This is a genomic window from Paraglaciecola sp. L3A3 (assembly GCF_009796765.1).
In the GTDB taxonomy this organism is placed as follows: Bacteria; Pseudomonadota; Gammaproteobacteria; order Enterobacterales; family Alteromonadaceae; genus Paraglaciecola.
Genome location: NZ_CP047023.1, coordinates 617,303 through 641,716, shown reverse-complemented (window position 1 = coordinate 641,716; position 24,414 = coordinate 617,303). Strand labels below are relative to the sequence as shown.

At 38.2% G+C, this 24,414-nt stretch carries 23 protein-coding genes; 10 read left to right on the top strand and 13 right to left on the bottom strand.

The features are described 5' to 3' along the window. Positions 1-39 precede the first annotated feature (39 nt). Entirely contained in the window at positions 40-1,470 is a 1,431-nt protein-coding gene (locus GQR87_RS02715; protein WP_158966310.1) for an arylsulfatase, read from the bottom strand. Between the two features lie 426 nt (positions 1,471-1,896). Continuing rightward, positions 1,897-2,700 (bottom strand): family 16 glycosylhydrolase, encoded by an 804-nt coding sequence (locus GQR87_RS02710; protein WP_158966308.1) that lies wholly within the window; start codon positions 2,698-2,700, stop codon positions 1,897-1,899. Positions 2,701-2,959: 259 nt separating this feature from the next. Between GQR87_RS02710 and GQR87_RS02705 the strand changes: the two genes are divergently transcribed. From GQR87_RS02705 to GQR87_RS02695, 3 genes are all read left to right on the top strand, one after another. After that, complete coding sequence (locus GQR87_RS02705; protein ID WP_158966306.1) at positions 2,960-3,943, top strand: LLM class flavin-dependent oxidoreductase; 984 nt, start codon at positions 2,960-2,962, stop codon at positions 3,941-3,943. Between the two features lie 104 nt (positions 3,944-4,047). Next, positions 4,048-4,518 carry an FKBP-type peptidyl-prolyl cis-trans isomerase gene (locus GQR87_RS02700; RefSeq protein ID WP_158966304.1) on the top strand — a complete coding sequence of 157 codons (471 nt, stop codon included), beginning with the start codon at positions 4,048-4,050 and terminating at the stop codon, positions 4,516-4,518. A 94-nt stretch (positions 4,519-4,612) separates the two neighbouring features. After that, positions 4,613-7,366 carry an ABC transporter substrate binding protein gene (locus GQR87_RS02695; RefSeq protein ID WP_158966302.1) on the top strand — a complete coding sequence of 918 codons (2,754 nt, stop codon included), beginning with the start codon at positions 4,613-4,615 and terminating at the stop codon, positions 7,364-7,366. Positions 7,367-7,404: 38 nt separating this feature from the next. Here the strand turns inward: GQR87_RS02695 and GQR87_RS02690 are convergent, their stop codons facing one another. From GQR87_RS02690 to GQR87_RS02670, 5 genes are all read right to left on the bottom strand, one after another. Continuing rightward, positions 7,405-8,898 (bottom strand): BCCT family transporter, encoded by a 1,494-nt coding sequence (locus GQR87_RS02690; RefSeq protein WP_233267381.1) that lies wholly within the window; start codon positions 8,896-8,898, stop codon positions 7,405-7,407. A 105-nt stretch (positions 8,899-9,003) separates the two neighbouring features. Then, complete coding sequence (gene egtD / locus GQR87_RS02685; RefSeq protein ID WP_158966298.1) at positions 9,004-9,951, bottom strand: L-histidine N(alpha)-methyltransferase; 948 nt, start codon at positions 9,949-9,951, stop codon at positions 9,004-9,006. A 35-nt stretch (positions 9,952-9,986) separates the two neighbouring features. Continuing rightward, positions 9,987-11,177: an ergothioneine biosynthesis protein EgtB gene (egtB, locus tag GQR87_RS02680; protein WP_158966296.1), complete on the bottom strand. Its 1,191-nt coding sequence runs from the start codon at positions 11,175-11,177 to the stop codon at positions 9,987-9,989. Between the two features lie 59 nt (positions 11,178-11,236). Next, on the bottom strand, positions 11,237-12,088 hold the full coding sequence (locus GQR87_RS02675) for an SDR family oxidoreductase (RefSeq protein ID WP_158966294.1): 852 nt from the start codon (positions 12,086-12,088) through the stop codon (positions 11,237-11,239). Between the two features lie 260 nt (positions 12,089-12,348). Beyond that, positions 12,349-13,149 carry a sulfite exporter TauE/SafE family protein gene (locus GQR87_RS02670; RefSeq protein WP_158966292.1) on the bottom strand — a complete coding sequence of 267 codons (801 nt, stop codon included), beginning with the start codon at positions 13,147-13,149 and terminating at the stop codon, positions 12,349-12,351. Between the two features lie 132 nt (positions 13,150-13,281). Here GQR87_RS02670 and GQR87_RS02665 point away from each other — a divergent pair, with 132 nt between their 5' ends. The 4 genes from GQR87_RS02665 (at position 13,282) to GQR87_RS02650 (ending at position 16,039) form a co-directional block, all read left to right on the top strand. Further along, positions 13,282-13,734 carry an Rrf2 family transcriptional regulator gene (locus GQR87_RS02665; protein WP_158966290.1) on the top strand — a complete coding sequence of 151 codons (453 nt, stop codon included), beginning with the start codon at positions 13,282-13,284 and terminating at the stop codon, positions 13,732-13,734. Positions 13,735-14,028: 294 nt separating this feature from the next. Then, a complete protein-coding gene (locus tag GQR87_RS02660) occupies positions 14,029-14,679 on the top strand; it encodes a peroxiredoxin (RefSeq protein WP_158966288.1) in 651 nt (216 codons plus the stop codon). An 83-nt stretch (positions 14,680-14,762) separates the two neighbouring features. Continuing rightward, positions 14,763-15,632, top strand: a complete 870-nt coding sequence (locus GQR87_RS02655) for an MBL fold metallo-hydrolase (RefSeq protein ID WP_158966286.1) — start codon at positions 14,763-14,765, stop codon at positions 15,630-15,632. An 8-nt stretch (positions 15,633-15,640) separates the two neighbouring features. Beyond that, positions 15,641-16,039 carry a rhodanese-like domain-containing protein gene (locus tag GQR87_RS02650; protein WP_158966284.1) on the top strand — a complete coding sequence of 133 codons (399 nt, stop codon included), beginning with the start codon at positions 15,641-15,643 and terminating at the stop codon, positions 16,037-16,039. Positions 16,040-16,088: 49 nt separating this feature from the next. Here GQR87_RS02650 and GQR87_RS02645 read toward each other — a convergent pair whose 3' ends face one another. After that, positions 16,089-16,472, bottom strand: a complete 384-nt coding sequence (locus GQR87_RS02645) for a nuclear transport factor 2 family protein (RefSeq protein WP_158966282.1) — start codon at positions 16,470-16,472, stop codon at positions 16,089-16,091. A gap of 224 nt (positions 16,473-16,696) precedes the next feature. Here GQR87_RS02645 and GQR87_RS02640 point away from each other — a divergent pair, with 224 nt between their 5' ends. Together GQR87_RS02640 and GQR87_RS02635 are read left to right on the top strand one after the other, a co-directional pair. Beyond that, positions 16,697-18,532 carry a DUF294 nucleotidyltransferase-like domain-containing protein gene (locus GQR87_RS02640; protein WP_158966280.1) on the top strand — a complete coding sequence of 612 codons (1,836 nt, stop codon included), beginning with the start codon at positions 16,697-16,699 and terminating at the stop codon, positions 18,530-18,532. After that, positions 18,533-19,231: a 3'-5' exonuclease gene (locus GQR87_RS02635; RefSeq protein WP_158966278.1), complete on the top strand. Its 699-nt coding sequence runs from the start codon at positions 18,533-18,535 to the stop codon at positions 19,229-19,231. It begins immediately after the preceding gene. A gap of 6 nt (positions 19,232-19,237) precedes the next feature. On the opposite strand, the gene GQR87_RS02630 is transcribed toward GQR87_RS02635, so the two are convergent. Both GQR87_RS02630 and GQR87_RS02625 read right to left on the bottom strand, forming a co-directional pair. Beyond that, positions 19,238-19,552, bottom strand: a complete 315-nt coding sequence (locus GQR87_RS02630) for a chaperone modulator CbpM (protein WP_158966276.1) — start codon at positions 19,550-19,552, stop codon at positions 19,238-19,240. Further along, positions 19,552-20,517, bottom strand: coding sequence for a DnaJ C-terminal domain-containing protein (locus GQR87_RS02625; protein WP_158966274.1), 966 nt, complete (start codon positions 20,515-20,517; stop codon positions 19,552-19,554). The genes GQR87_RS02630 and GQR87_RS02625 overlap by 1 nt, the downstream gene beginning before the upstream one ends. Positions 20,518-20,707: 190 nt before the next feature. Here GQR87_RS02625 and GQR87_RS02620 point away from each other — a divergent pair, with 190 nt between their 5' ends. Then, complete coding sequence (locus GQR87_RS02620) at positions 20,708-21,892, top strand: DEAD/DEAH box helicase (protein ID WP_158966272.1); 1,185 nt, start codon at positions 20,708-20,710, stop codon at positions 21,890-21,892. 112 nt (positions 21,893-22,004) lie between these two features. On the opposite strand, the gene GQR87_RS02615 is transcribed toward GQR87_RS02620, so the two are convergent. From GQR87_RS02615 to GQR87_RS02605, 3 genes are all read right to left on the bottom strand, one after another. Next, positions 22,005-22,187, bottom strand: coding sequence for a hypothetical protein (locus GQR87_RS02615; protein ID WP_158966270.1), 183 nt, complete (start codon positions 22,185-22,187; stop codon positions 22,005-22,007). A 60-nt stretch (positions 22,188-22,247) separates the two neighbouring features. Beyond that, on the bottom strand, positions 22,248-22,718 hold the full coding sequence (locus GQR87_RS02610; protein ID WP_158966268.1) for a DUF6491 family protein: 471 nt from the start codon (positions 22,716-22,718) through the stop codon (positions 22,248-22,250). 110 nt (positions 22,719-22,828) lie between these two features. After that, a complete protein-coding gene (locus tag GQR87_RS02605; RefSeq protein WP_158966266.1) occupies positions 22,829-24,349 on the bottom strand; it encodes a catalase in 1,521 nt (506 codons plus the stop codon). Positions 24,350-24,414: the final 65 nt, after the last annotated feature.

Sequence of the window (24,414 nt, the reverse complement as noted above, 5' to 3'; positions counted from 1 at the left end):
AACAAAGGCGTAAAAATAATTGTTTGCTGTGGCGAATATTTAAGGAGTAAGTTGTTGTAAAGTAAACTCTGGATGAGGAGTTCTTGCGCCTTCGAGTTTTGTCAGCAGTTTGACTGCCAATGCGGGTTGCGCATGTATTAGGTTATTAGACTCTGCTTTATCTTGCGACAAATCATAGAGTTCCAGCCCTTTGCTATTTTTGATTAATTTCCAATTATCCTGAACAACAGCCTGAATTGGGCCTTTTCTTTCATTAAATTCCCAGTATAAAAAGTCGTGCTTGACTTGCTTATCTTGGCTTAACAAAGTGGGAAGATAAGAAATACCGTCTGAACTAGGGCACTCATCGACCTTTGTGATATCACATGCCGTGGCCATAAAATCCCAAAATGCTGAGACGTGATTAGTTTCAGTATTCTGTTGAATCTTGTTAGGCCAACGTGCAATAAAAGGCATACGAATTCCTCCTTCGTATAAATCACGTTTCATGCCTCTGAAAGGCCCGTTACTATTAAAAAAAGGCTGCTTTAATCGATCATATTCATGGCCGTTATCACTAGTAAAAATAACCAGTGTGTTGTCGTCTATGCCCAAAGATTTAAGTTTATCCATCAACACACCAATATCCCTGTCCATTCTTGATACCATACCAGCGTAAGCAGTATGACCTTCTTCATCATTTTTATAATGGCCTTTAGTATTCATTTTTCGTTTTGGCCAATCGAGAATTTGATATGGTTTTTTTGAATCTTCAGGCACTGTGAGTTCTAAGTGTGGGATGGTAAAAGCTAGGTATAAAAAGAAAGGATCATCTTTATTTTTATCGACAAAATTTAGCGCTTGATCGGTAAATAAATCATGGGTGTATTTACCTTTTTTCTGGGCAAAATCATTTTCAGTTAAAATATAAGGTTCGTTGTTTTTAAATAACCTATGCCAATAATAATGATGAGCTTCTTTATGTGTCTTAAAGCCAAAAAAGTAGTCAAAACCTTTACTACTAGGCATGGCTTCAATATTTGTTTCTTTGGCATCGGCCATAGCCCACTTGCCAATAATAGCAGTGTTATAGCCCGCTGATTTGAACACATCTCCAACCGTAATATCTGACTCACCTAATTCAACTGGTTTGCCTGAATTTGTCCATCTAGGATTACCCCTCACCTTACTATGTCCGGTATGCATCCCCGTTAATAATGAAGCACGAGAAGGCCCACAAACAGGAGAGCCAGCATAATGTTGGTTAAACTTGATGCCCTCTAAAGCTAATTTATCAATATTAGGCGTTTTAATTTTTTGTTGTCCGTAAGCACCAATATCTCCATACCCCAAATCATCAGCCAAAATAAATATAACATTGGGCTTTTGCTGAGATTGCTTCGATTGAGAAGTTTTAGTGTCTTTTACGCTGCAACCAAGTACCACAAAAAGTATTAATAATAACCAGTATGGTTTAGCCAAAATCATCATATTCCTTAACCTAAATTTAGTGACACGTTATGCCAATACTTCGCTTTTTAGTTGTTCATTAGAGAGACATTGTTTTTGCCAAAAACCATTAAATTATATTTTTTACTTATAATTCACCTTACCATATATGAACCAATATTGTGCAGTGATAAATAATAGCGATGGATTTAATAAAAATGCTGAAAGGAATATAAGAATGTTTGATTAGATCAATCAGAAAGAGCAGCAAAGCTTATACCAATCTAGTTAAATAATTAGTCGCTCAGCAAGAACTTAAAAGCACTGGACGCATTCTGAGTAACGACTAATTTAGCTAGAATGGTATTAAATGTATACTTCACGAAAAGCGAAAATAGCCTGACTCTGTGTTGCTATTAGCCAAAAAACACTCAATTTTCTGGCTAATTGCAACACAGAATGACTAAATTATTTAGTAACGTTTTTAAGCTGCCAAGCTCGAACCCAATCAACTAATACTGTATTTTTATTAGGGTCTAGCAAAGATTCTTTAGTGGGCCAACCATGCCAAGCAAACACTTCAGTGTCGAAATATAGATACATTTTTTCATTGAACGGTCCACCATGTTTAGCTTCAGCGACTTTTACTCCGTTAAAATAATACCAGCTGGTATTATCCTCACGCCACCACACGCCAAAGTTGTGAAATCCTTCACGAGTTTTCAGCCCCAGCTCTACATCAATAGGCGAATCTATATCTTTATCCCAACCATCAGGGTAATAGTGGGTATTGATTTTCATAGTGCTTTCAATGCCACGGCTTTCTTCATTACTAGGGCGGCCAATATTTTCAATTACATCGATTTCAGAATATTTACCTTGAAACCAAAATGCAGTGGTCATAGATAAATCAGAAGACTTAATACGTGCTTCATAATAACCTGGACCATATGTAGGGTTATTGGAAGCGATAATTGCAGAACTTATATTTTCTTTTTTAACTTCACCGTTACTGTTCATCAAGGTCGATTTTAATCGTAAAAAACCGTCAGCAACTGATACATTGCTAGGTGTAAAGTAACTATCTCGGCCTTCCCAAAATGGGTGTTTCGCTTGCCACTTTGTTTTATCAAGCTGGCTAGCATTAAACTCATCTGAATGTTCACGAATAGCTACCCATTCTTTACCCTTTGGAGGGGTAGGATACTGTTGTTCAGCTGGGGCCTCGGCTTTGTCAGCTAGCATCTGATTATTGGTAACGCATGAAGACATAATACTTATCCCGAACAAAGATATTGCCACAAACAAGTAATTTATATTTAACTTCATCAATTTACTCTTAAATAAAAATTGGTAATTGCAAGTTAACACAAAAATATCTTAGATAGAAATACGCCAATACAAATTTATCTTCGCTGTATGAAACTCATTTTATCAGTCCCTCGTTAACCTAAACACTTAAAGCTTATTGTCTTGTAATATTGTGATGCACCCCCAAATCTATTACTCATTGCTTACAAATTAAGACCTTATGATCCCATTATCTTTGCTTGATCTCGCCCCTGTATGTCAGGGCAGCACTATCACCACAGCATTAAACAACAGTCGTGAAATGGCCGTAGCGGCTGAGCAGTTAGGTTATAGCCGTATTTGGTTGGCTGAACATCATGGCATGTTGGGCGTTGCAAGTTCGGCTACAGCATTAGCTATTAGCCATATAGCTGCGGCCACTAAACATATTCGTATTGGTGCCGGTGGGATCATGTTACCCAATCATTCGCCTCTCATTATTGCCGAACAATTTGGCACGCTTGAAGCCTTATATCCTGGGCGGATTGATTTAGGTTTAGGCCGAGCGCCGGGCACAGACATGGCAACAGCCAGAGCATTAAGGCGAAACTTACAAGGCAGTGTTGATCAATATCCACAAGACATTGAGGAGTTACAACAATTACTCGGTCCACAACAGCCCGAGCAAACCATCATTGCTGTGCCAGGCAATAACAGTAATATTCCGATTTGGTTACTGGGTTCTAGTTTGTACAGTGCACAATTAGCGGCCAGCAAGGGTTTACCTTATTCATTTGCGTCACACTTTGCACCTGATCAGTTATTCGACGCCCTCAATCTTTATCGACAAGGCTTTAAGCCGTCAGCTCAACAGGCTAGCCCTTATGTTTCGGCGGGTATGATGGCGGTAGTCGCCGATACTGATGAGCAGGCAAACTATCTGTTTAGTTCTTTACAGCAACAATTTGTCAATTTGCGCCGAGGTAATAACCAAACATTTCAACCACCTACCGACAACATGCAAAGTCGCTGGACAGAAATAGAAGAAATGATGGTTAAACAAACATTGCGTTATGCCTTGGTGGGCAGCCAAAACACAGTAAAACAAAAACTAGAAAAATTTATAGACGCCACCCAAGTGGACGAAGTCATAGTGTCTATGCCGATATATGATCTTGAGGATCGCCTACACAGCTTGGCATTATTAGCTGATTTAAAAGTTTAAAGTATTCCACTTATATATCTAATACTAGGGGCTAGTGTATTATCCCAGCATAACTACTGGAGCGATAATTAACTGCCTCTGGATTTACATTAATAGGACAGACCATGAAATATATTGTTTTAGTTGTTGTTATTGCATTGGTGATATTTTATTTCACAAACAGCGCCAAGAATAAAAAGTTAGCCCTTGAAAATATCACCATTGGTGAAGAGTTTTTAGCTAACAACAAAACTAGCCAAGGTGTTCAAGAAACCTCTTCGGGCTTGCAATATTTAGTATTAAATAAAGGCGAAGGCCAGGTTCACCCTACCCCTAGCTCAACAGTAAAAGTGCATTACCATGGTACTTTATTAGACGGTACTGTGTTTGATAGCTCAGTGGAACGTGGTCAACCAATTAGCTTTCCTTTAAATCAGGTCATTCAAGGTTGGACCGAAGGTCTGCAATTGATGGTTGTAGGTGAAAAATTTAAATTTTTCATCCCTGCAAATTTAGCCTACGGCAATAGAGCAACCGGCAAAATCAGCGCAGGCTCTTTACTTATTTTTGAAGTAGAACTTTTAGCAATTCAATAAAAAAAGTTGATACAACACAAAAGATAAATAGTTATATATTGATCGAGGTAATTAATTTATGCTTCAGGCATAGCTATAATTATAGAGGCATAGAATGAAAAAAGAGTTTCTGCGGACCATTAACTATTTTATTTTATGCCTTAGTTTTTTTTGTAGTTCATCATTATTCGCCAACCAAGCAGTGTTAGTCATCCATTCTTACCACCAAGAACACCTTTGGACTGGTTTTATGAAGCTTGGTATCGACCAAGTCCTAACTAGCGAAGATAATGTCATGGTTTACCATGAATATTTAGACGCAAAACGTTACCCACATACAACTTACCAAAAAACTTTTTTTAACTATTTACAAAAAAAATATAGTAATACGCCATTAGATGCACTCATGGTGTCAGATGATTATGCGCTAACACTTTTAAGCCAACAACAAGCACTATTTATAGCAGAAGTTCCTGTTGTATATCTGGGAATTAATAAAATTAGCAATGAATTATTAAATAAAAAAAATTACACAGGTGTTTTTGAAAATAGAGATTTAGCGACCACTGTTTTTGATATAAAAGCTCTGACAAAAAATGATGCGTTAATTGTCATTAGTGATAGCAGTATGCCAGGCAAGGCCAACTTAGCTAAAGTTATGGCAGTTAAAAATGATCCCCGAGCGCCAAAACAGCTGTATATAATAAACGATATAGTCAGTACTAACATTACTAATCGTATGGAAGATTTTGCTAAAAATATTCCAATTTTAAAAATAGGACAATTGATTAGCCCAGAAAGTAGTCATTCACTAGCAAGCTGGAATAACGGCACCAAGATCCTAACAAGTGCGCTGCCGAATCCGGTATTTACCATCGCAAGCACCACACTCAAATATGGATCCGTCGGTTCTCATGAATTAAATGGGAAACAACACGGTATACAAGCCGCCCATTTAGTCAAAAGAATTTTGCAAGGTGAAGAAGTTAATAACATTAAGGCTATTACTAATGCTAATTCCACCTGGACCTTCAATTGGCAAGCTTTAAAAAAGCATGGTATGCAAGAAGCTAATCCTCCTGACGGGAGCGTGATCTTGCACCGAGATGTGAGTTTTTATCAACAAAATAAAATTTTAGTTTGGGTTATCGCCGCTACTTTTTTGATCGCTTTATTAATCATTACTTTATTAACTGTGATTATTATAAATGGCCGAGATAAACGTAAATTACTAGCCGAAAATGAACTGCGTTATAAAGACCTTGCTCATTCTGGGGCAAGTATATTTTGGGAAACCGACTCACTCTTTGTGATAAGTTATATTTCAGGTAATACCGCTGTATTATGGAATAAAGCACCTGAGCAATTAATCGGTATGCCATTTACAGAATTAATGCAAAATAACAATATTGAATTCCCCTTACTAGAATTAAAGCAGGCCTTTTCATCACAACAGCCATTAGAGCATATTTTATTTAAATGCAAAGTGGCCGAAAACAAAGCTAAAGTGTTTATGTTGAATGGTAAGAGTATTGCTGATGCACATGGCTTTAAAGGTTATCGTGGAATTTGTAATGATGTATCCAAAGAACAAGATTTATCGGAAAAATTAACCTACCAAGCAACCTATGATTCTTTAACCGGATTAATCAATCGCGAAACTTTCAACTTGCAGCTGGTTAACTATATAGCACAAAGTAACCATCTAGAATCTTCCTCATATTTATGCTTTTTAGATTTAGATCGTTTTAAGTTAGTCAATGATACAGCAGGTCATTTAGTTGGTGACGCCATGTTAGAGCAAGTTGCGCAAAAACTAAAAAGTTGCCTAGATAAGGATGATATTTTAGGCCGCGTTGGTGGTGATGAATTTGGTTTATTAATGGTAGATAAAAGTCATGAAGACGCTTTAGCCATTTGTGAAAAAATAATAACGGTCGTTAACCAATTCAAATTTAACTGGCATAAACGCTATTTTAGCGTAGGTGTTTCTATTGGTATGGTGTCTATTATTGAACATTTTTCTGCCACCGATTTACTCAGTAAGGCTGATATTGCTTGTTATAAAGCAAAAGAACTGGGTAAAAATCGTGTTTTTTCAACTAAAGCCGATAGTGATGAGTTACATCAAGATGAGCAACAAATGGCCTATATTGCTAATGTTTCTCAAGCCATAGAACAAGAACAATTTTACCTAGTTAAACAATTAATTTGTGCTACAGACGCTGACAAAAAACACCAGCATTATGAGGTGCTTATCCGCTACAAAGATGAGCTAGGCAATATTATCTCTCCGGCTTCTTTTATTCCAGCCGCAGAGAAATTTGGTGTGATCACTTTGATCGATAAATGGGTAGTGACCAAGGTATTTAACTGTTTCGAGCAATATTTTTCTAAGGTGAATTGTATTTCGATTAACTTATCTGGTTTAAGCTTAAGTGATGAGTCTTTTATTGAATACATTACCTTGTTATTGGCACAAGGTAATGTCGATCCTGAACGTATATGTTTTGAAATAACCGAAACCGCGGCAATTAGTAATATCGACGGTGCAATTTCATTTATGCTAAAAATGAAAACACTAGGCATTCGTTTTGCCTTAGATGATTTTGGTAGCGGCACTTCTTCATTTGGCTACCTTAAAAGCCTGCCCGTAGATTATTTAAAAATTGATGGCAGTTTAGTTAAAAATATACTGACAGAGCCTGTTGATAAGGCAATTATTGCCTCAATTCATGATATTGCACAAATGTTAGGTATGCAGACAATTGCCGAGTTTGTGGAAAATAACGAAATCAGGCAAGCTTTGGACGAGATTGGCATTGATTATGTGCAAGGTTATGGAATAGGTAAACCAGAGCCTTGCTGACTCTACAGCTCCCTCAATAAAAATCTATATTAATTGGATTAGTTTCGTTCACTTATAAACTCTTTCACAAAGCCCAATAATTGCAGCAAAAATATAAGTAAGAAGGGTAAGGCGCCAATAATGGCAATGCTCCGATTTAACTGCTCATTGTTTTGCACTAATAACACATAGGCGCATAAACCTAAAGCAAATGACCAGCCATATAAGCTCCATGTTTTAGTTTCGTTAGCCCCACTTAACTGGCGTATAACTAATACCGCAGAATCGGCAGAAGTGGCGACAAATATTAATAACAGCAATAAACTTGCCCATACTAGCAGAGCACCTGGCCAGCCTAGTTGCGCAAAAAACACAAATAAGCCTTGGGTATAATCAGTTTTAATTGCCTCTAAAATACCGCTTTGGTAGGCCGTATCCCAAGCGATAGCCGACCCAGAAAATACACTAAACCAAACAATAGTCACCAATGTCGGCACTAACACCACGCCTAAAATATATTGCCATACTGGTCGACCTTGGCTTATTTTTGCTAAAAACACGCCCACAAATGGCCCCCAAGCCAACCACCAAAAATAATAATTGTAAGTCCAACCATTAGCCCATTGCGGATCTTTAAGCTGGTTAGCAAAGTGCCAAGTACCATTGGTTATCAATTGTACATAATCCCAAGTACCACCAATGGCAGTGTCAATAATGGGCTGTATAGGCACAAATATTAATAACCAAACAATCAAAGAAAAAGCGATATAAACATTGAGTTTACTTAGGGCTTGAATACCCTTTTTAAGGCCCAGCTTGGCTGATAAAGTATACAAGATCACAATTAAACTAATAATGATAAAACCCGAAAACAATGCAGATTCAACGCCTAATTTAACTTCTAAACCTTTACGCAGTAACAAAGTAGAGTTAGCTATGGTGCCAACCACACCAAAAAATATGGCAAAAATTGCTACTAACTTAATTATAAAAGCCAACTTGTTTTGCCAACGCTCACTTAACCAACCTTTGCTGACACTGAGCACAGGCGCACTAATATCACCAGATTCACCACTTTTACTGCTTACCCCACCTAAAACTAAACCAAATACGGCGTATAAAGCCCATGCATGTGCGCCCCAATTAACCAAGGTTAAAGCTAAGCCGCTTGTTTGTGGGTTGGCATACAAGTCAGCTTTTAAAGGGGAAGTAATAGTGTGTAATGCTGGCTCGGCAATGCCCCAGAAAATAAGCCCTGAGCCCATACCTGCGGCAAATAACATAGACAACCAACCAAACAATTTGAATTCGACTTGTGCCTGTTCACCGCCCATTTTACGTCGCCCAAGTGGGCTAATGGCAATTACTATTACGGTGAACAGTAATACATTAACCAGTATAAAAAAGGGCGAGCCTAACAAAGCCAATAATTGATTAATAATTGGTTGTAACTGTTGGGTTAACATATCGGGAAACAAAAACGCTAAAATCGACAAACCCACACATAAAAACAATGCCGATTTTTCGAGTTTATTTGTATTATTTACTAGCAAAGTCGACACCCTTTTTTATATTCCTAATACAACAAGGCTACTTATAAATCATTACCTAAATAAACAGCAAGTACTTACTTTAATCATACTTAGTTTTTGCTAAGACTAATTTCGATTCAATAGATAATCAGCAAAGTAATTATTTTTATCGGTAAATTTGGCACTGACAGTGAAATCTGTTTTTGCCAATATATTAGCTAAAACATTATCGTTATATTTCCGTGAAATTTCAGTATGAATTTTCTCACCGGCACGAAAATCATAGGTTTTGCCAATGGCGGCTATTTCGACAGTTTGCTGTTTGTTACTTAACAAATAACTCTTAGCAATTCCCTCGTTCTCATTATATTCCGGGGCATGGGCAAAGCCATCAGGATCAAAGTCAGCGCCTAGCTCAGTATTCATTCGATGTAATAAGTTAAGATTAAACGAACTTGTGATACCCGCTTCATCGTTATAGGCAGGCAATACAATATCAGCAGATTTGATTAAGTCGGTACCTAATAACAACTTATCATTTGTATTTAAGTTAGCCCCTAATTGATAAAGAAAATCGCTAGCAATAGCGTCTGTCATATTACCGATATTTGACCCTAGAAATAGCACTATTTTCGGATGATGGCTATCTTTCACCGAACCTAACATATCAAAGTAGTCACCATGTTTAGGCACAACCGAAACTTGTGGTAAATGCTGTTGTAATGATAGCTGTAATTGGTCTAAGGCATTTTGCGATATATCTACTGGTAAATATTCAAATTGATAACCTTTTTCACTCAGTGCAGCCAATAGCTTACGGGTTTTGCTACCGTCACCTGCACCAAGTTCGATTAACTCAAAATATTCATTTTTGTCTGCCTGAAAAGACTCAATTAATGCATCAGTTTGGCTAGTAAATATCTCCATTTCACAACGAGTTAAATAATACTCTGGCATATTCATAATTTCGACAAACAGCTCATCACCATTTTTGTCATAAAAGTATTTAGAAGGTAAGGTTTTTTCAGACTTGCTCAGACCCAGATCTACATTTTCTGCAAATTGTTCAATCATGTTATTTGAGTATCCTTTTATTGGAAACGGCTCGTTTATTTAACTAAACGAATACCTGAAAACTGCCATTGACATTGTGGTTGGAAAAAGTTGCGATAGCTTGATCGTGAATGATTTTTTGAAGTTGCCACCGAAGCCCCCCGCAATACCATTTGATTAACCATAAACTTACCATTGTATTCGCCCACAGCCCCTTCACTTACACCAAATCCAGGATAAGGAAGATAGGCCGATCCAGTCCATTCCCAGCGCTGGCCCCAGTCAAAATGATTAGCAGCGACTTCCCATTCAAATTCTGTGGCTAGACGCATGTTTTTCCAACTAGCAAAGGCATTAGCTTCATAATAAGAAACGTGTGACACACTGGCATCTTTATCAACGAGTTTTAAACCAGCCAATGTGTAATAAAACCACTGGCCATCAATTTTTTGCCAGTACAAAGGGCTACTAATTTGATTGTTATTCAACCATGCCCAACCGTCATCTAGCCAATAACTAAAGGTCTGATAACCACCAGCTTCAATAAATTCTATATATTCAGCGTTGCTCACAAGCGACGTCGCTATTTGAAAACTCTGCAAATACATTTTGTGCCGACAACGCTCGTTATCGAAACAAAAACTCTCCTCGTTATGCCCTATTTCATACACATTTTCCTCAATATTAATCCATGCTTGTTGATATTTAGATTGAGGTTCAACTGTGCTTAATTGCCCCACAAGATCAAAGTCTGGATGGTAAACAGGGTGAATAGGGTTTAATGAGAAGGTGTATTTCAGATCTGTTAAAAGCAGTTCTTGGTGTTGTTGTTCGTGATTTATACCTAGGGTGATAAGATCTTTTATTTCATCAGAAATATCATCCTTAAGTAAACGCTGCATATGCGCATCAACATAATGGCGATATTGGTAAACTTGTTCAACCGTAGGACGAGTCATAACACCACGCTGAGCCCTAACTGCTTTTTCGCCAACGGTTTGATAATAACTATTAAATAAAAAACCAAAATGAGCATCAAACACAGCATAATCTGTCACATTTTTGCTGAGGATCATTTCTTCAAAAAACCAAGTGGTATGTGCTAAGTGCCATTTAGGCGGGCTGGTAAAATCAACGGCCTGGGGAATATAGTCTTCTATGTGTAGTGGTGCACATAAAGACTCTGTATATTGCCGTGTTTGTTGGTATTGATTTCGTAACTTTGCAATTTGCTGGGTTGATAGCATAACGCTACACCTTTTTTATTATCTATTTGTTTTATCTATCTTTTAGATAGATTTTTGAATCAGGTATCAGCTTTAATACGAGCAAAATACGACTGCCAGCTTTCATGTTCGCGGCCAGCGGCCATCTTATAATGACTCACATTGTCGGCTTTACCGTCACGAATTCCCTGATAAATACCAGCGATAATAGTCCCAATAAAGTCACCTAATTCAGCTTGACGTTCTTCACGGTATTCTTCAACTGTCATAGGTTTGTATATTAAATCAGTGCCAAAGGCACTATTAAAATAATCAGCAAGTTGATACTGAGTAATCGCTTCACCGTGTAAATTGTAGGTTTGACCATTATGTTTATCTTCGGTAAGCAATCTAGCATAAGCATAAGCTAACTCGTTTCTTGAAGTGTAACCACAACGTCCATCGCCTGCACAATTAAATATACCGCCCGCTTTTTTGTAATTTTCGATATATTCAATATCCGGCTCAATATAGATACCATTACGCCCAATCACCCAATCTAGACCACAGCTACTGACATCTTTTTCAGTTTGTCGGTTACTTTGCACCACAGGTGAAAACGCTGTGTTTTCTTCTGCTCCTTGTATGCTGGTATAGACAATTTTTTTCACACCGGCTTTTTTGGCAGCTTCGATGACGTTTCTATGTTGCTTAATTCGTTTGTCTGGTGCATCCATACCTGACACTAATAAGAGAGTGTCTACCGATTGTAAAGACTGCTCTAACTGACTCTGGTCATTGTAGTCACCCGGTCGAACTTCAATACCTAAATGTTCAGCTTTTTCTGGGGTACGTGCTAAACCAATGACATTCTCTTTTGATACTAAAGCGATAGTGGCTTTAACGATTACAGAACCTAAATTTCCACTGGCGCCGGTTATAGCAATTTTCAATGGGTTTACCTCAACGTTTAATCATGGGGTGATTGACCAGCATATTAAGCACTATATCGTCTTAATATTTCGTTTTTATGGCGATAAAAATCTAAACCTTATTTACCTAACCTTGCAAGATTTACAGAGTAAATGCCACCTCAAACATATTCAACTTAGACTGAATTGAAATTTAGGTCCCAGTGTATTACGTTTACATTGGTAACATTTCTGGCTATGACCCAACCAACCCAATAAAAATTAATAACTTTGTAAGAGTTCTAAGCCAATTCTTTAGACATAATAAAAACGGCTATTACTAGAGTAAAAATAGCGAAAAACTTTTGTAATGCCCCATCATTTAACTTACTTGAGATTTTTGTTGATACAGCTATGCCCACAAAAGTAGCAAGCAACATTAATGGTACTAAAGGCACAGCTAATTCGATGCCAGCTTGTAAATCTCCCGAAAAACCAATAAGCGAGTTAAGAGCAATAATGAAGAGTGATGCGCCTACCGCTTTTTTCATAGGCATGCCCATAAATAAAACTAAAGTCGGAATAATCAAAAAACCTCCACCAGCACCTAATATTCCTGAAATCAATCCCAGTGCCGCTCCTTGAATTACAATGAGCAACCTATTCGGCGTTATCGTTTTCACAGCATTTATATCTATATTTGGTTTGCTATAAGCCTTTCTAAGCATCATGGCTGCCGAACCCAACATAAGAATGGCGAACAACACCATAATGACTATGTTTTTACTCACTTCAAAAGGCGAGGTAATAAAAATATCTGGAACACTCGGCATTAAATAAGCACGAGTTAAATACACAGTAAAAATTGAAGGTATCGCAAAAATAATAGATGCCTTCACATCAATTAAACCCTCTCGAAAATAATGTACAGCACCAAATGCGGCAGTTGCGCCAACGATTAACAATGAGTAGCCAGTTGCAACACTAGGCTCGACTCCCATTAAATACACAAGAATGGGTACGGTGAGCATAGATCCACCGCCGCCTATTACACCCAACACTAAGCCCATGAAAACGGCCGCTATGTACCCTAAAATAATCATTGTATTGCCCCTTATGCAAATTCAAGCATATGATATTCCAAAAACAACATTAATACACATTTAAAATACCCATTTAATTGATGTTACAATGTTAACCAGACATACTATTCTAAAAAAACTGCTGATTGCCTAATGAAAATAAATACATTTACCAACTTAACTTACCGCGTATTAATTTATATGGCACTAAAAGATGGGCAACTTGTGAAAACAAATGAGATTGCTGATGCCTATCACATTTCTTTTAATCATTTAAAAAAAGTGATGGCTAAATTAGCTGAGTTTAATTATGTAAAAAGTACTAAAGGCCGTAGTGGCGGGTTTCAATTAGCCCGGCCGCAAAATGCAATTAACCTGGGTACCGTATTTCGTATGACCATTGAAGATGTCGCCATTGCTGAATGCTTCGCTTCCCCATCTAACAGCTGCGTCATCTCTCCAGACTGTAAATTACGTAGTATATTACAGGATGCCACTGCTCGTTTCATTGAAGAATTAGACCAATACACTTTAGTTGATCTAGTAAAAGGTAGAGAAGGTGCCCTTGCTTATCATTTAGACATTGATGTTGTTAATCTAACCTAGCTTGTTCTTTAAACCTTAACCCTGTTAATCAAACTTGTTTAACATGGGCTTGCTTTATTTCATCTAAAACACATTTCTAATACGCTGCTAAGTTTTACTAAATCTATAAACAATTAACTCAGAAAAACAATTTAAGTGCCCGCTGAATTCCGAGTAAAAATTTGTCACCTAATGGTTAATCTAAAAATTAGATTAGAACAATCGATCTAATTAGCTTTTAATGTACATACTAAATACCTATTATTAATTTGTCGATTTGACATATCTATTAAAAATAAACCTTTGGAGAATACCATGACTAACGAAATTCAAAATACAGTGACTTTTCCACAACTAAATAGCCCGGCTCCTGACTTTAATGCCAAAACAACTCATGGCCAACGTTCGCTAGCTGATTATAAAGGTAAATGGTTAGTACTTTTTTCACATCCAGCAGATTTTACTCCTGTATGTACAACTGAATTTATTGGCTTTGCTAACGCAGCAGAACGCTTTGCAGAAATGAACACTGAGCTACTTGGTTTATCAATTGACAGCATTCACTCTCACATTGCTTGGGTGCGTAATATTAAAGAAAAATTTGGTGTGACTATTCCTTTTCCAATCATTGCCGATCTTTCTATGGAAGTCGCAAAGTCTTATGGAATGGTTCAACCTGGCGCAAGTGACACCTCAGCAGTGCGTGCGACTTTCATCATTGATCCACAAGGTATAATGCGCGCAATGGTTTACTACCCAATGAGTAATGGTCGTGCCGTTAATGAGTTTGTTCGTTTAGTCGATGCACTACAAGTGAGTGACGAAAACAGTTGCGCAACACCAGAAAACTGGAAACGCGGTGAAGAAGTGATTGTTCCACCTCCACACACTGTAGATGATGCCAATGCTCGTGAAGATCAGGGTCATAACTATGTAGATTGGTATTTCAGTAAAAGAGCGCTATAAGTAGTTGCTCAAGTGACTAGAAATATAGAGTTCAGCGGCGCCAAGACGCCGCCCCTTTCAACTGAAAATTAAGGAGAATGATTATGTCTACTGCATTTCATATAGAATCATTTTTAGACAATGATAGTGAGACTTTCACTTATGTAGTAAGTGATCCCGCCACCAATAAAGCAGTAATTATCGATCCTGTTCTTGATTTTGATTACAGTTCAGGCCGTGTTCACACCGCTAGTGCTGAAATAATTGCCAAATACATAGATGACTCAGAATTTACAATTGAATGGGTGTTAGAAACCCATGCTCATGCTGATCATTTGTCTGCAGCTTCGTTTTTCAAAAACAGATATCAAGCCAAAATAGGTATCGGCAAACATATCACTCAAGTGCAAAAAACATTTAAGACGCTGTTTAACCTCGAAAAAGAGTTTTTACCTAACGGCACTCAATTCGACAGGCTTTTTGAAGAAGGCGACGAATTTAATGTTGGCAACATGGTATTTAACATCATGCATGTTCCTGGTCACACCCCAGCCGATCTCGCTTATTTAGTCAATAACCAAGCGATTTTTGTAGGTGACACCTTATTTATGCCAGATATAGGTACTGCTCGTTGTGACTTTCCTGGAGGCGATGCGGCAACCTTATACAACTCAATTCAGCGAATATTGGCTCTTCCTGAGAATACAGTTATTTATGTTTGCCACGATTACCCAACCGAGCTCAGAACGCACGAATGTGCTGTAACTGTTGGTGAGCAAAGAGAATTCAACATTCATGTGAAAGAAGGTACAACGCAAAATACTTTTATCGAAATGCGTGAAACTCGTGATGCAACACTAAGTATGCCTAGACTTATTTTACCCGCGATCCAGATAAATATAAGAGCTGGCGAATTACCTCTACCAGAAGGCAATGACACTAGATATTTGAAAATACCTATTAACCAACTGTGAGGTTTATTATGAAATCATCAGAGCAATACATAGCTGAATTACGCCAAGAAATTGAGGAAGTAACGGTTGACGATCTCCAAGTAGCGCTGATGCAGACAGAGGTCGTTTTAATTGACGTAAGGGAGCATGAAGAATTCACTAGAGGGCATATTGCGACAGCTGTTAATTTTCCTCGAGGACTTCTGGAAATGAAACTAACAGAACATCCACTAGTATCACATCATTGCGATCCACAACTTGCACTGGATGATCTAGCCAGCCGCCATATCTATTTAATTTGCCGTTCTGGCGGACGCTCTGCACTCGCCGCACGGTCATTAGAGAATATGGGCCATAGACAAGTATTTTCAGTGGCTGGAGGCATGCAAGCATGGCAAAGTCAGCAATATGAAATAGTTCATAATTAAATAGAAGCCTAATCTACCTCTGAACAAGCACTCAATTAGCAGCAGGCATTCAATACATTAAATTACCATTTTTAGTTTCAGCGGGAATTTCTTGTATCGAATCCCAATGCTCTACAATCTTTCCATTATCATCAAAACGAAAAAAATCCATAGTCACGTACTCATCGCCATCAGGCCATTTTTGATGAGTGTGTAATGCCACTAAATCACCTTCGGCAATGGCTCGCACAAACTCAATAGTTTTATTTGGGTAATCCCGTTGCATCTCGCAGAAGTAATCAATAAAAGCTTGTTTACCGTCAGCAACGACTGGATTATGCTGAATGTAGTCTGGCCCAACATACATTTCTACGGCTTTGCTTGGTTCACCTAGATATGCTGTTTTGTAGAAGGCGATAGCGTTTTGTTTATTAAGTTGTAAATCAAATTTCATAGACAGTTTCTTAAAATAAATACATCTTGTTTTTAATAATAACGATTTACGATAAACAATATTAACTATTTTAGTTTTTTTGAAGACGTCTTTGTTTCTCTCTAAGATAAATTGCTTAACGTTTTTTACTGGAATTTTGTATCAAGTAGCACATACAAGTATACTCAAGTGAATATTAAACAAGCTGTATTCTGAGCATATTCAATAACTAAAAGAGAGTGTTAGTGCCACATATTCCTCAACAAACATTAGACTTTTTAGGCTCATCGGCGCCATTTGATTTGCTTGATGCAGACTCTTTAAAACATCTCGCATCTTCTCTGACTTTGGCTTACATCAGCCAAAGTGATTGGCAAGAAATACTTAAGCAACAAGGTAACTCGTTATTTTTGATCAACAGTGGCCAATTTTCGGTAAAAGACTCTACAGAATCAGAAAGACATTTAAGTGAAGCCGATTTTTTTGGCTGTGAAAATGTTTTGTACAAAGACAATCATAAGATCACCTTGCGAGTGGATAGTCCTGGTTTAGTCTATTGTATTCCAGCCAAATCTATTGAATGGTGCATATCAGTAGAGCCCAATATTGGTAAGTTTTTCCGCAATTACAGCAAAGAAGAAATCTACAGCGATCAACTAAATGATTCAAAATCTATGTGGTTATATAAACCTGTGCATGAATTTGTAGAACAAGGCGTGGTCACTGAAGATATAAATAGCAGTATTTTGCTCGGCGTGCAAAAAATGGCAGAACATAGTGTTTCTTCTTTAGTCATCACAGACAAGGAATTATTAGTAGGCATCATCACAGATCGAGATATACGCAACAGAGTGGTGGCTAAACAAGTCGATATCACACTACCTTTAAGCAGCATCATGACTAAAGATCCGGTGAAGATCACTCATCAACTTACCTTATTTGATGCGCTGTGCATGATGACTGAACATAATGTACATCACTTACCCATCATAGATAAAGACACAGCCAAACCCTTGGGTATTTTGACCGCTACCGATATGCTGCGTAATCAACGAAGTAATATTTTATTACTGATAAACGAATTATCTAAAGCAACCTCTCTCTACGAATTATCTCGTTTGTCGTGGCAACTACCGCACTATTTCGCCAAACATGCGAAACGTTTAGGCGACTTTGATATAGCGGGCAAGGTGTTATCTCAAGCTACCGATATCATGACCCGTAAGCTAATTTCATTTTTTCAGCAACAACATGGCGATGCGCCCATGGATTATTGTTGGCTAGTGTATGGCTCTCAAGCCAGAGAAGACCAAACTTTAGGCTCAGACCAAGATAACGGCTTGCTACTGGCAAGCGAACCTGACCAACAGGCATCTGACTATTTTGCCGACTTAGCCGAATATGTATGTAATGGCTTAGATAAATGCGGCATCAAACTATGTACTGGTAATATAATGGCCAGTAACCCTTTATTGCGTTTATCTGTCGCGAAAGCCATAAAAGAAGCACAACGATGGGCGTACGAACCCACACCAGAAGCGATTTTGAACTGTAATATATTTCTCGACGTAAGAGCAGTTGCGGGTAATCGACATTTGCTAACTCAATTACATCAAGCCCGGGCTCCGCTGCTAAAACAATCTCGTTTTATTGCAGAATTAACTAGGCATGCCTGCGATTCCAATGTGCCTTTGTCGCTGTTTCAAAAATTTGTCTACAAAAAAGGCTTAGCCAAAAAAGATTGTATCGACTTAAAACACAGTGGAATTGCGGCTATTAACAACATTGTCAGAGTTTATTCGCTTATCAATAGCCTGACTGTACCCTCAATTCCTTCCCGTTTAGAATGTTTACTCGAGCAAGGTGTATTAACCAGTAAAGACGTAAAAAATTTACGCGATATATGGTTAATGCTGAATAGGTTACGCTGGCGTCATCAAACCCAAAATAAAGTCACTGATAACAATGTTTCTATGGCAGATTTGTCATCAATAGAAAAGTATCAGCTTAAAGAAGCTTTTCGGGTTATCCGCCAAACACAACAATCTGCCTTGCTCAAGTTTGCCGGGGGGTTAAGTTAAATGGCGAGTAAAGCCAAATTAATATGGCAAAAATTTAATCGCTGGCTGCGCCTTCAACCGCATATCCCTGAACAATGGCAAAAAATGCAATTAGCCGATATGCCTTTTTTGTGCATAGATTTAGAGCTCAACTCAATGAAAACGGCCGACGCACAGATAGTGTCTATCGGCTGGATTGAGGGCAAGAATAATCAAATTAAATTAGACTCATGTTTTTATCAGCTGGTATCGACTAAAGCCCCGCTAAATCAAAGCCCTGTATTCCATGGTTTAACCGCTGATGATGTAGCTCAAGGTGAGTCAGTACAAACAGTTCTTGAAAAACTTAAAACTTATGCCCAGAGTCATATATGGGTGTTTCATTGTACTAATCTTGATATGACTATTTTGCGTAGGGTTTATAATGAATTAGGCATATCTTTACCGACAATAGTGACAGTAGATACATTAACATTCGGCCTATATCAGTTAACCCGTCATAAACACCCACCTCCACCTAATGCCGTGGTATTACCCGTATGTAGAGCACGTTATAACTTGCCTGCGGTGCCCGCACATAACGCATTAGATGATGCCATGGCAACTTTGGAGTTACTTTTTGCGCAAATCCAAAAGTTTTCTTCCGGTCATCCACAAACATTAGAAAATTTACTTATCACCAAAGCTGTACGTGTTTATTCAGATAAAGATAAGATTTAACTTACATCAACTTTTAAATCGACTTAGATGCTGTTTTAACATCTTGTTTTCTGCAATTAACTCGTCACGCTCATCTAGTAATTGCAAAACTAAGGGAATGGCCGACCAATCTAACGATAGGTCATGTTGAATACGGGCAGCCTTTTTCACTAAGGTCACTGTGGCTACAGTAAATTGCCATTCGGTTACATGCTCACCTGTAAGCGGAATAGCAATACTGTGTTCCACCAGCTCATACAAGATGCCTTCATTAATATCGCTACTCAAACATAGTTCTTGACTGGTAAGTATATTATCTTGTTGTGACACAATAATTTGCATTACGAGTTACTCCAATTACTACGAGGATCAAAGTTCGCTTTTTCGGCCAACTCAGCCCAAAGCTTTTGACTGGCATCATCATTCGATGCAGGGTTAACAATTTTTATCACCGCAAATAAATCGCCCTTGGATTTTTTACTAACTAAGCCTTTACCTTTAAGGCGTAACTTTTGTCCTGACTGGCTGTTAGCAGGAATAGTCAGTTGAATTTTACCTGTTAGAGTCGGTAAATTAATTTTTGCACCTAAAGCGGCTTCCCAGGGCGCTAAAGGCACCACTATGCTCAAGTTATGCCCTTCGACATCAAATAATGGATGAGGCACCAAACGAATTTGCAAATACAAATCACCATTTGGACCATTGGCTGAACCTAATCCGCCCTGCCCTTTAAGGCGAATACGTTCACCATTAACTGAACCTGCTGGTATTTTAACTTTAAGAGATTTTTTCTGCTCAGTTACACGACCACTGCTGTCCCGCTGAGGTAACATAAACTCTATAGGTTTAACCGTATCCACTAAGGTTTCTTCAAGAAATACTGGGAATTCTATTTCCACATCTTGTCCTTTTTGCGCATGAGGAGCGCCAGATCGACTTTGTTCGAATCCGCCACGGCCACGGCCAAACATTGAATTAATAAAATCAGCAAATTCCTTATCTGTTTGGGGGTCACTCTGATGCTGATAATGACTTTGAGCAGAACCATTGTTGCTAGCATAATTGTTTTGCTGTTGACGCGCCCTGCTCTGTTGATGACGACGTAATTCATCATATTTAGCACGTTCTTCTTTGTTGTGAAGCACCTCGTAAGCTTCACCTATGTCTTTAAACTTCTCTTCGGCTTGAGGCTCTTTACTCACATCAGGGTGAAATTTTCGAGCTAACTTCTTATAAGCAACCTTTACCGCTTTGTCGTCTGCATCAGGCGATACACCTAGTACTGCGTAATAATCTTTAAATTTCATCGGCAATCCAAAAGTTCCAAACTAACCAGTACCCAGCATACTCCTTTATGGACAATTATTTTCTATTTAAGCAACAAAAAAATATATTTATCGATTGAGAAAAGACAGTCAACAAATAGATAACTGCTATACTCCGCTTCCTATTTATTGCAATTTATTACCATTTTTTGCTATCTGCCTGAGTCCTTACATGTCATTTTCATCACTTACACTATGCGAACCACTACTAAACGCCTTAGCTGATTTAGATTATTCGAGCCCCACTGCCATTCAAGAACGTGCCATCCCTGCGATATTATCTGGCAGCGACATTATCGCAGCAGCACAAACAGGCACAGGTAAAACCGCTAGTTTTGTGTTACCTATTCTACAGTTACTCAATACTGACTGTAAGTTAAGGGGTAAACGTATTCGCGCACTGATTCTGGTGCCAACCAGAGAGTTAGCAGTACAAGTTGAAAAAAGCATTACTGACTACGGGCGATATTTACCCCTGACATCAATGGCAATGTATGGCGGCACCAAGATATCTGAACAAAAAGAGCGCTTATTTGAAGGTGTCGATATTCTGGTTTCTACCCCGGGTAGATTGCTGGATATGGCCCACCAAAGAGCATTACATTTCGACGAACTTGAAATCTTGGTTTTAGACGAAGCCGATAGGATGTTGGATATGGGCTTTATTACCGACATCAATAAAATTATTGAACGTTTGCCTGAAGACCGTCAAAACTTATTATTTTCAGCCACTATTTCCAATGACGTACGCGCTCTAGCAAAACGTTCTATCTACAATCCAGTTGAAATATTCATTAAACAAGATAAAGAATCTGCAGCCAAAATAGAGCAGTGGTTAGTCACGGTTGATAAAGGCAATAAATCAGCATTGTTGAGCCATCTCATTAAGGAACAAGAATGGGATCAAGCTCTTATATTTATTGAAACCAAACAAGGTGCCGCTAAGTTAGTTAGCCAATTAGAAAAACGCGGGATCCCAACCGAAAGCATTCATGGCGACAGAACCCAAGCCATGCGCGAACAGATCCTAGCCGACTTTAAGTCTGGTCATATCAAATTTTTAGTAGCAACAGGCGTAGCTGCTCGTGGTCTTGATATTCAAAATTTGTCACGAGTGGTAAATTACGATTTGCCCGATCAAGTTGAAGATTATATTCATCGTATCGGCAGAACAGGCCGCGCAGGAGCCAGCGGTGAAGCCATTTCGTTTGTCGCCAAAGACAACTTTAGAAACTTATGTGCTATCGAAAGCCGCCTTGGCCACGTTATTACCAGAAAAACTTTCGAAGGTTTTGATGTGAAGAAAACAGTACCCGTTTCTATCTTGAATTATGTACCGAAAAATAAACGTAAGTAGGTATTTTTGCCGCAGAAAATAAAAATTTCAGCTACTCCGAATTTGGAAGTTGAGATTGGCCACAGATCATTAAGGAAATGTGCTTTATCCACTCAAATTTGTTGAGCCAGCTTTATTGCTTTTTCTTTGATTTAAAATATGTGTAAACAAACAACAAGATAAAGGAAAAAAATCCTACAAACAGCGGACGATAAAAATCATATTCAGACTCTGTATTCATAATCCAATGATACAAACCTGTACCAATGGTTATGCCAATAGCCATATTTATACTATCTATTAAGTTTTTTTTCATCTTTCAAACTTCCATGTATTTAGTACAATTTATAAGAATCACACCTGTTAGCTAATTAACTTACTCAGTAGTTTTATTTTTAGCAGTCTGTTCTTCGGCTTCTTTTCTCAAATCCTGACGAATAGTTTTGGCCTTTTCGAAAGTAGCAAACGCATCTTCTCGTGACTCAAATTCAAAAATACTTTTGATGGGACAAGATTCATCAGAGGTTAAAATTTTATCGCGGCCACCACCACATAATTCTGAAAAATTTCCTTTAAAACCTGCGGCAAAGCTTGTTAATAAAGAATCACAGCGAAACAAAGTGGTGATTAAATAGTATTGATTTCTGGGACTGACACTGACACTAATAACGTCATCATCTAAGGTGCCATAACCACGAATATCATTTTGTCGCACACAAGCCCTGCCGTCTTGGGTGGTTTCAGTTTTTAATAATTCATCATAATTAGGCAGATCAACATATAAGCTTGAACAGGAAACCAGACTGAAAAATGCAATTACTACTGTAGAAAATTTAAATATATTCACGCTTTTACTCCGAAGAAACTAATTCAATTATAAAATGAGGGCTCCCTATAAGCATACAATAAACCTATAGATAATGAGGCAAGTCCCAAATCTATAGGCTTTCTACAGTTTTATAAACAACCAGGTAAATCTCTAGCAGGATCAGTTTCACGTGCTTTAATAGCATCTTCAACGGTTACACCAAGCGCTTTGGCAATACCTTCGCCGTATGCAGGGTCGCATTGATAGCAGTTACGAATATGACGATATTGAATAAAATCTAACGCCCCACCAATTTGTCCAGCTGTGTTATCAAACAATGCTTGTTTTTGCTCATCACTCATCAAGTTAAACAGGGCACGTGGTTGGCTGAAATAGTCACTATCATCTTCACGGAAATCATAATGCTTAGCTTCACCATTAATTTTTAGAGGAGGCTCAGCAAATTGTGATTGTTCTTGCCACTGTGCAAAACTATTTGGCTCATAATGCGGTTTACCGCCGTAGTTGCCATCAACCCGTCCTTCACCATCACGGGCATTACTATTGACCGGGCAACGTGGCTTATTCACAGGTACCTGAGTATGATTAACGCCAACACGATAACGCTGTGCATCTGTGTAGTTGATTAAACGAGCCTGTAACATTCTATCTGGCGAGACACTGATACCTGGAACTAAATTACTTGGAGCAAAAGCCGCCTGCTCTACATCAGCAAAGTAATTTTCAGGATTTTTATTCAGTTCAAATTCACCGACTTCTATCAGTGGATAATCCCCTTTTGGCCACACTTTGGTTAAATCAAATGGGTGGTAAGGTACTTTTTCAGCTTCAATTTCTGGCATGATTTGTACAAATAATTTCCACTTAGGAAAATCACCATTTTCAATACTTTCATATAAATCTTTTTGATTGCTTTCACGATCCATAGCAACCACTTCTGCCGCTTCAGCATCGGTTAAATTTTTAATACCTTGTTGAGTACGAAAATGGAATTTCACCCAAAATCGTTCATCGTTGTCATTCCAAAAACTATAAGTATGAGAGCCAAAGCCATGCATGTGTCTAAAAGAAGCAGGGATCCCACGATCACTCATCACCACTGTGACTTGATGTAAAGCCTCTGGCAATAGTGTCCAATAATCCCAATTATTAGTTGCTGAACGCATATTAGTGCGTGGATCACGCTTAACGGCTTTGTTTAAATCAGGAAATTTAAGGGCATCCCGAATAAAGAATACAGGTGTGTTATTTCCCACTAAATCCCAAATACCTTGCTCGGTATAAAATTTCAAAGCAAATCCACGAATGTCTCGTTCTGCATCAGCCGCACCACGCTCACCAGCTACCGTACTGAAACGAGCAAACATTTCGGTCTTTTTACCTACTTCACTAAAAATATTGGCACAAGTATATTGACTAATATCATGGGTCACAGTAAATGTACCAAAGGCACCAGAACCTTTAGCATGCATTCGACGTTCAGGAATAACTTCACGTACAAAATTAGCTAGTTTTTCGTTTAACCAAACATCTTGCGCCAACAGAGGTCCTCGCTTACCTGCTGTCATACTATTTTGATTATCAGCAACAGGTGCGCCGTTATTCATGGTTAATTTGCTTGCTTCATATGGACATTTTTTATCACTCATTAAATTTCTCCTATTTAAGAATTAACACATTTAGGCATGATTGATTAAACACTACTCCTTTTGAA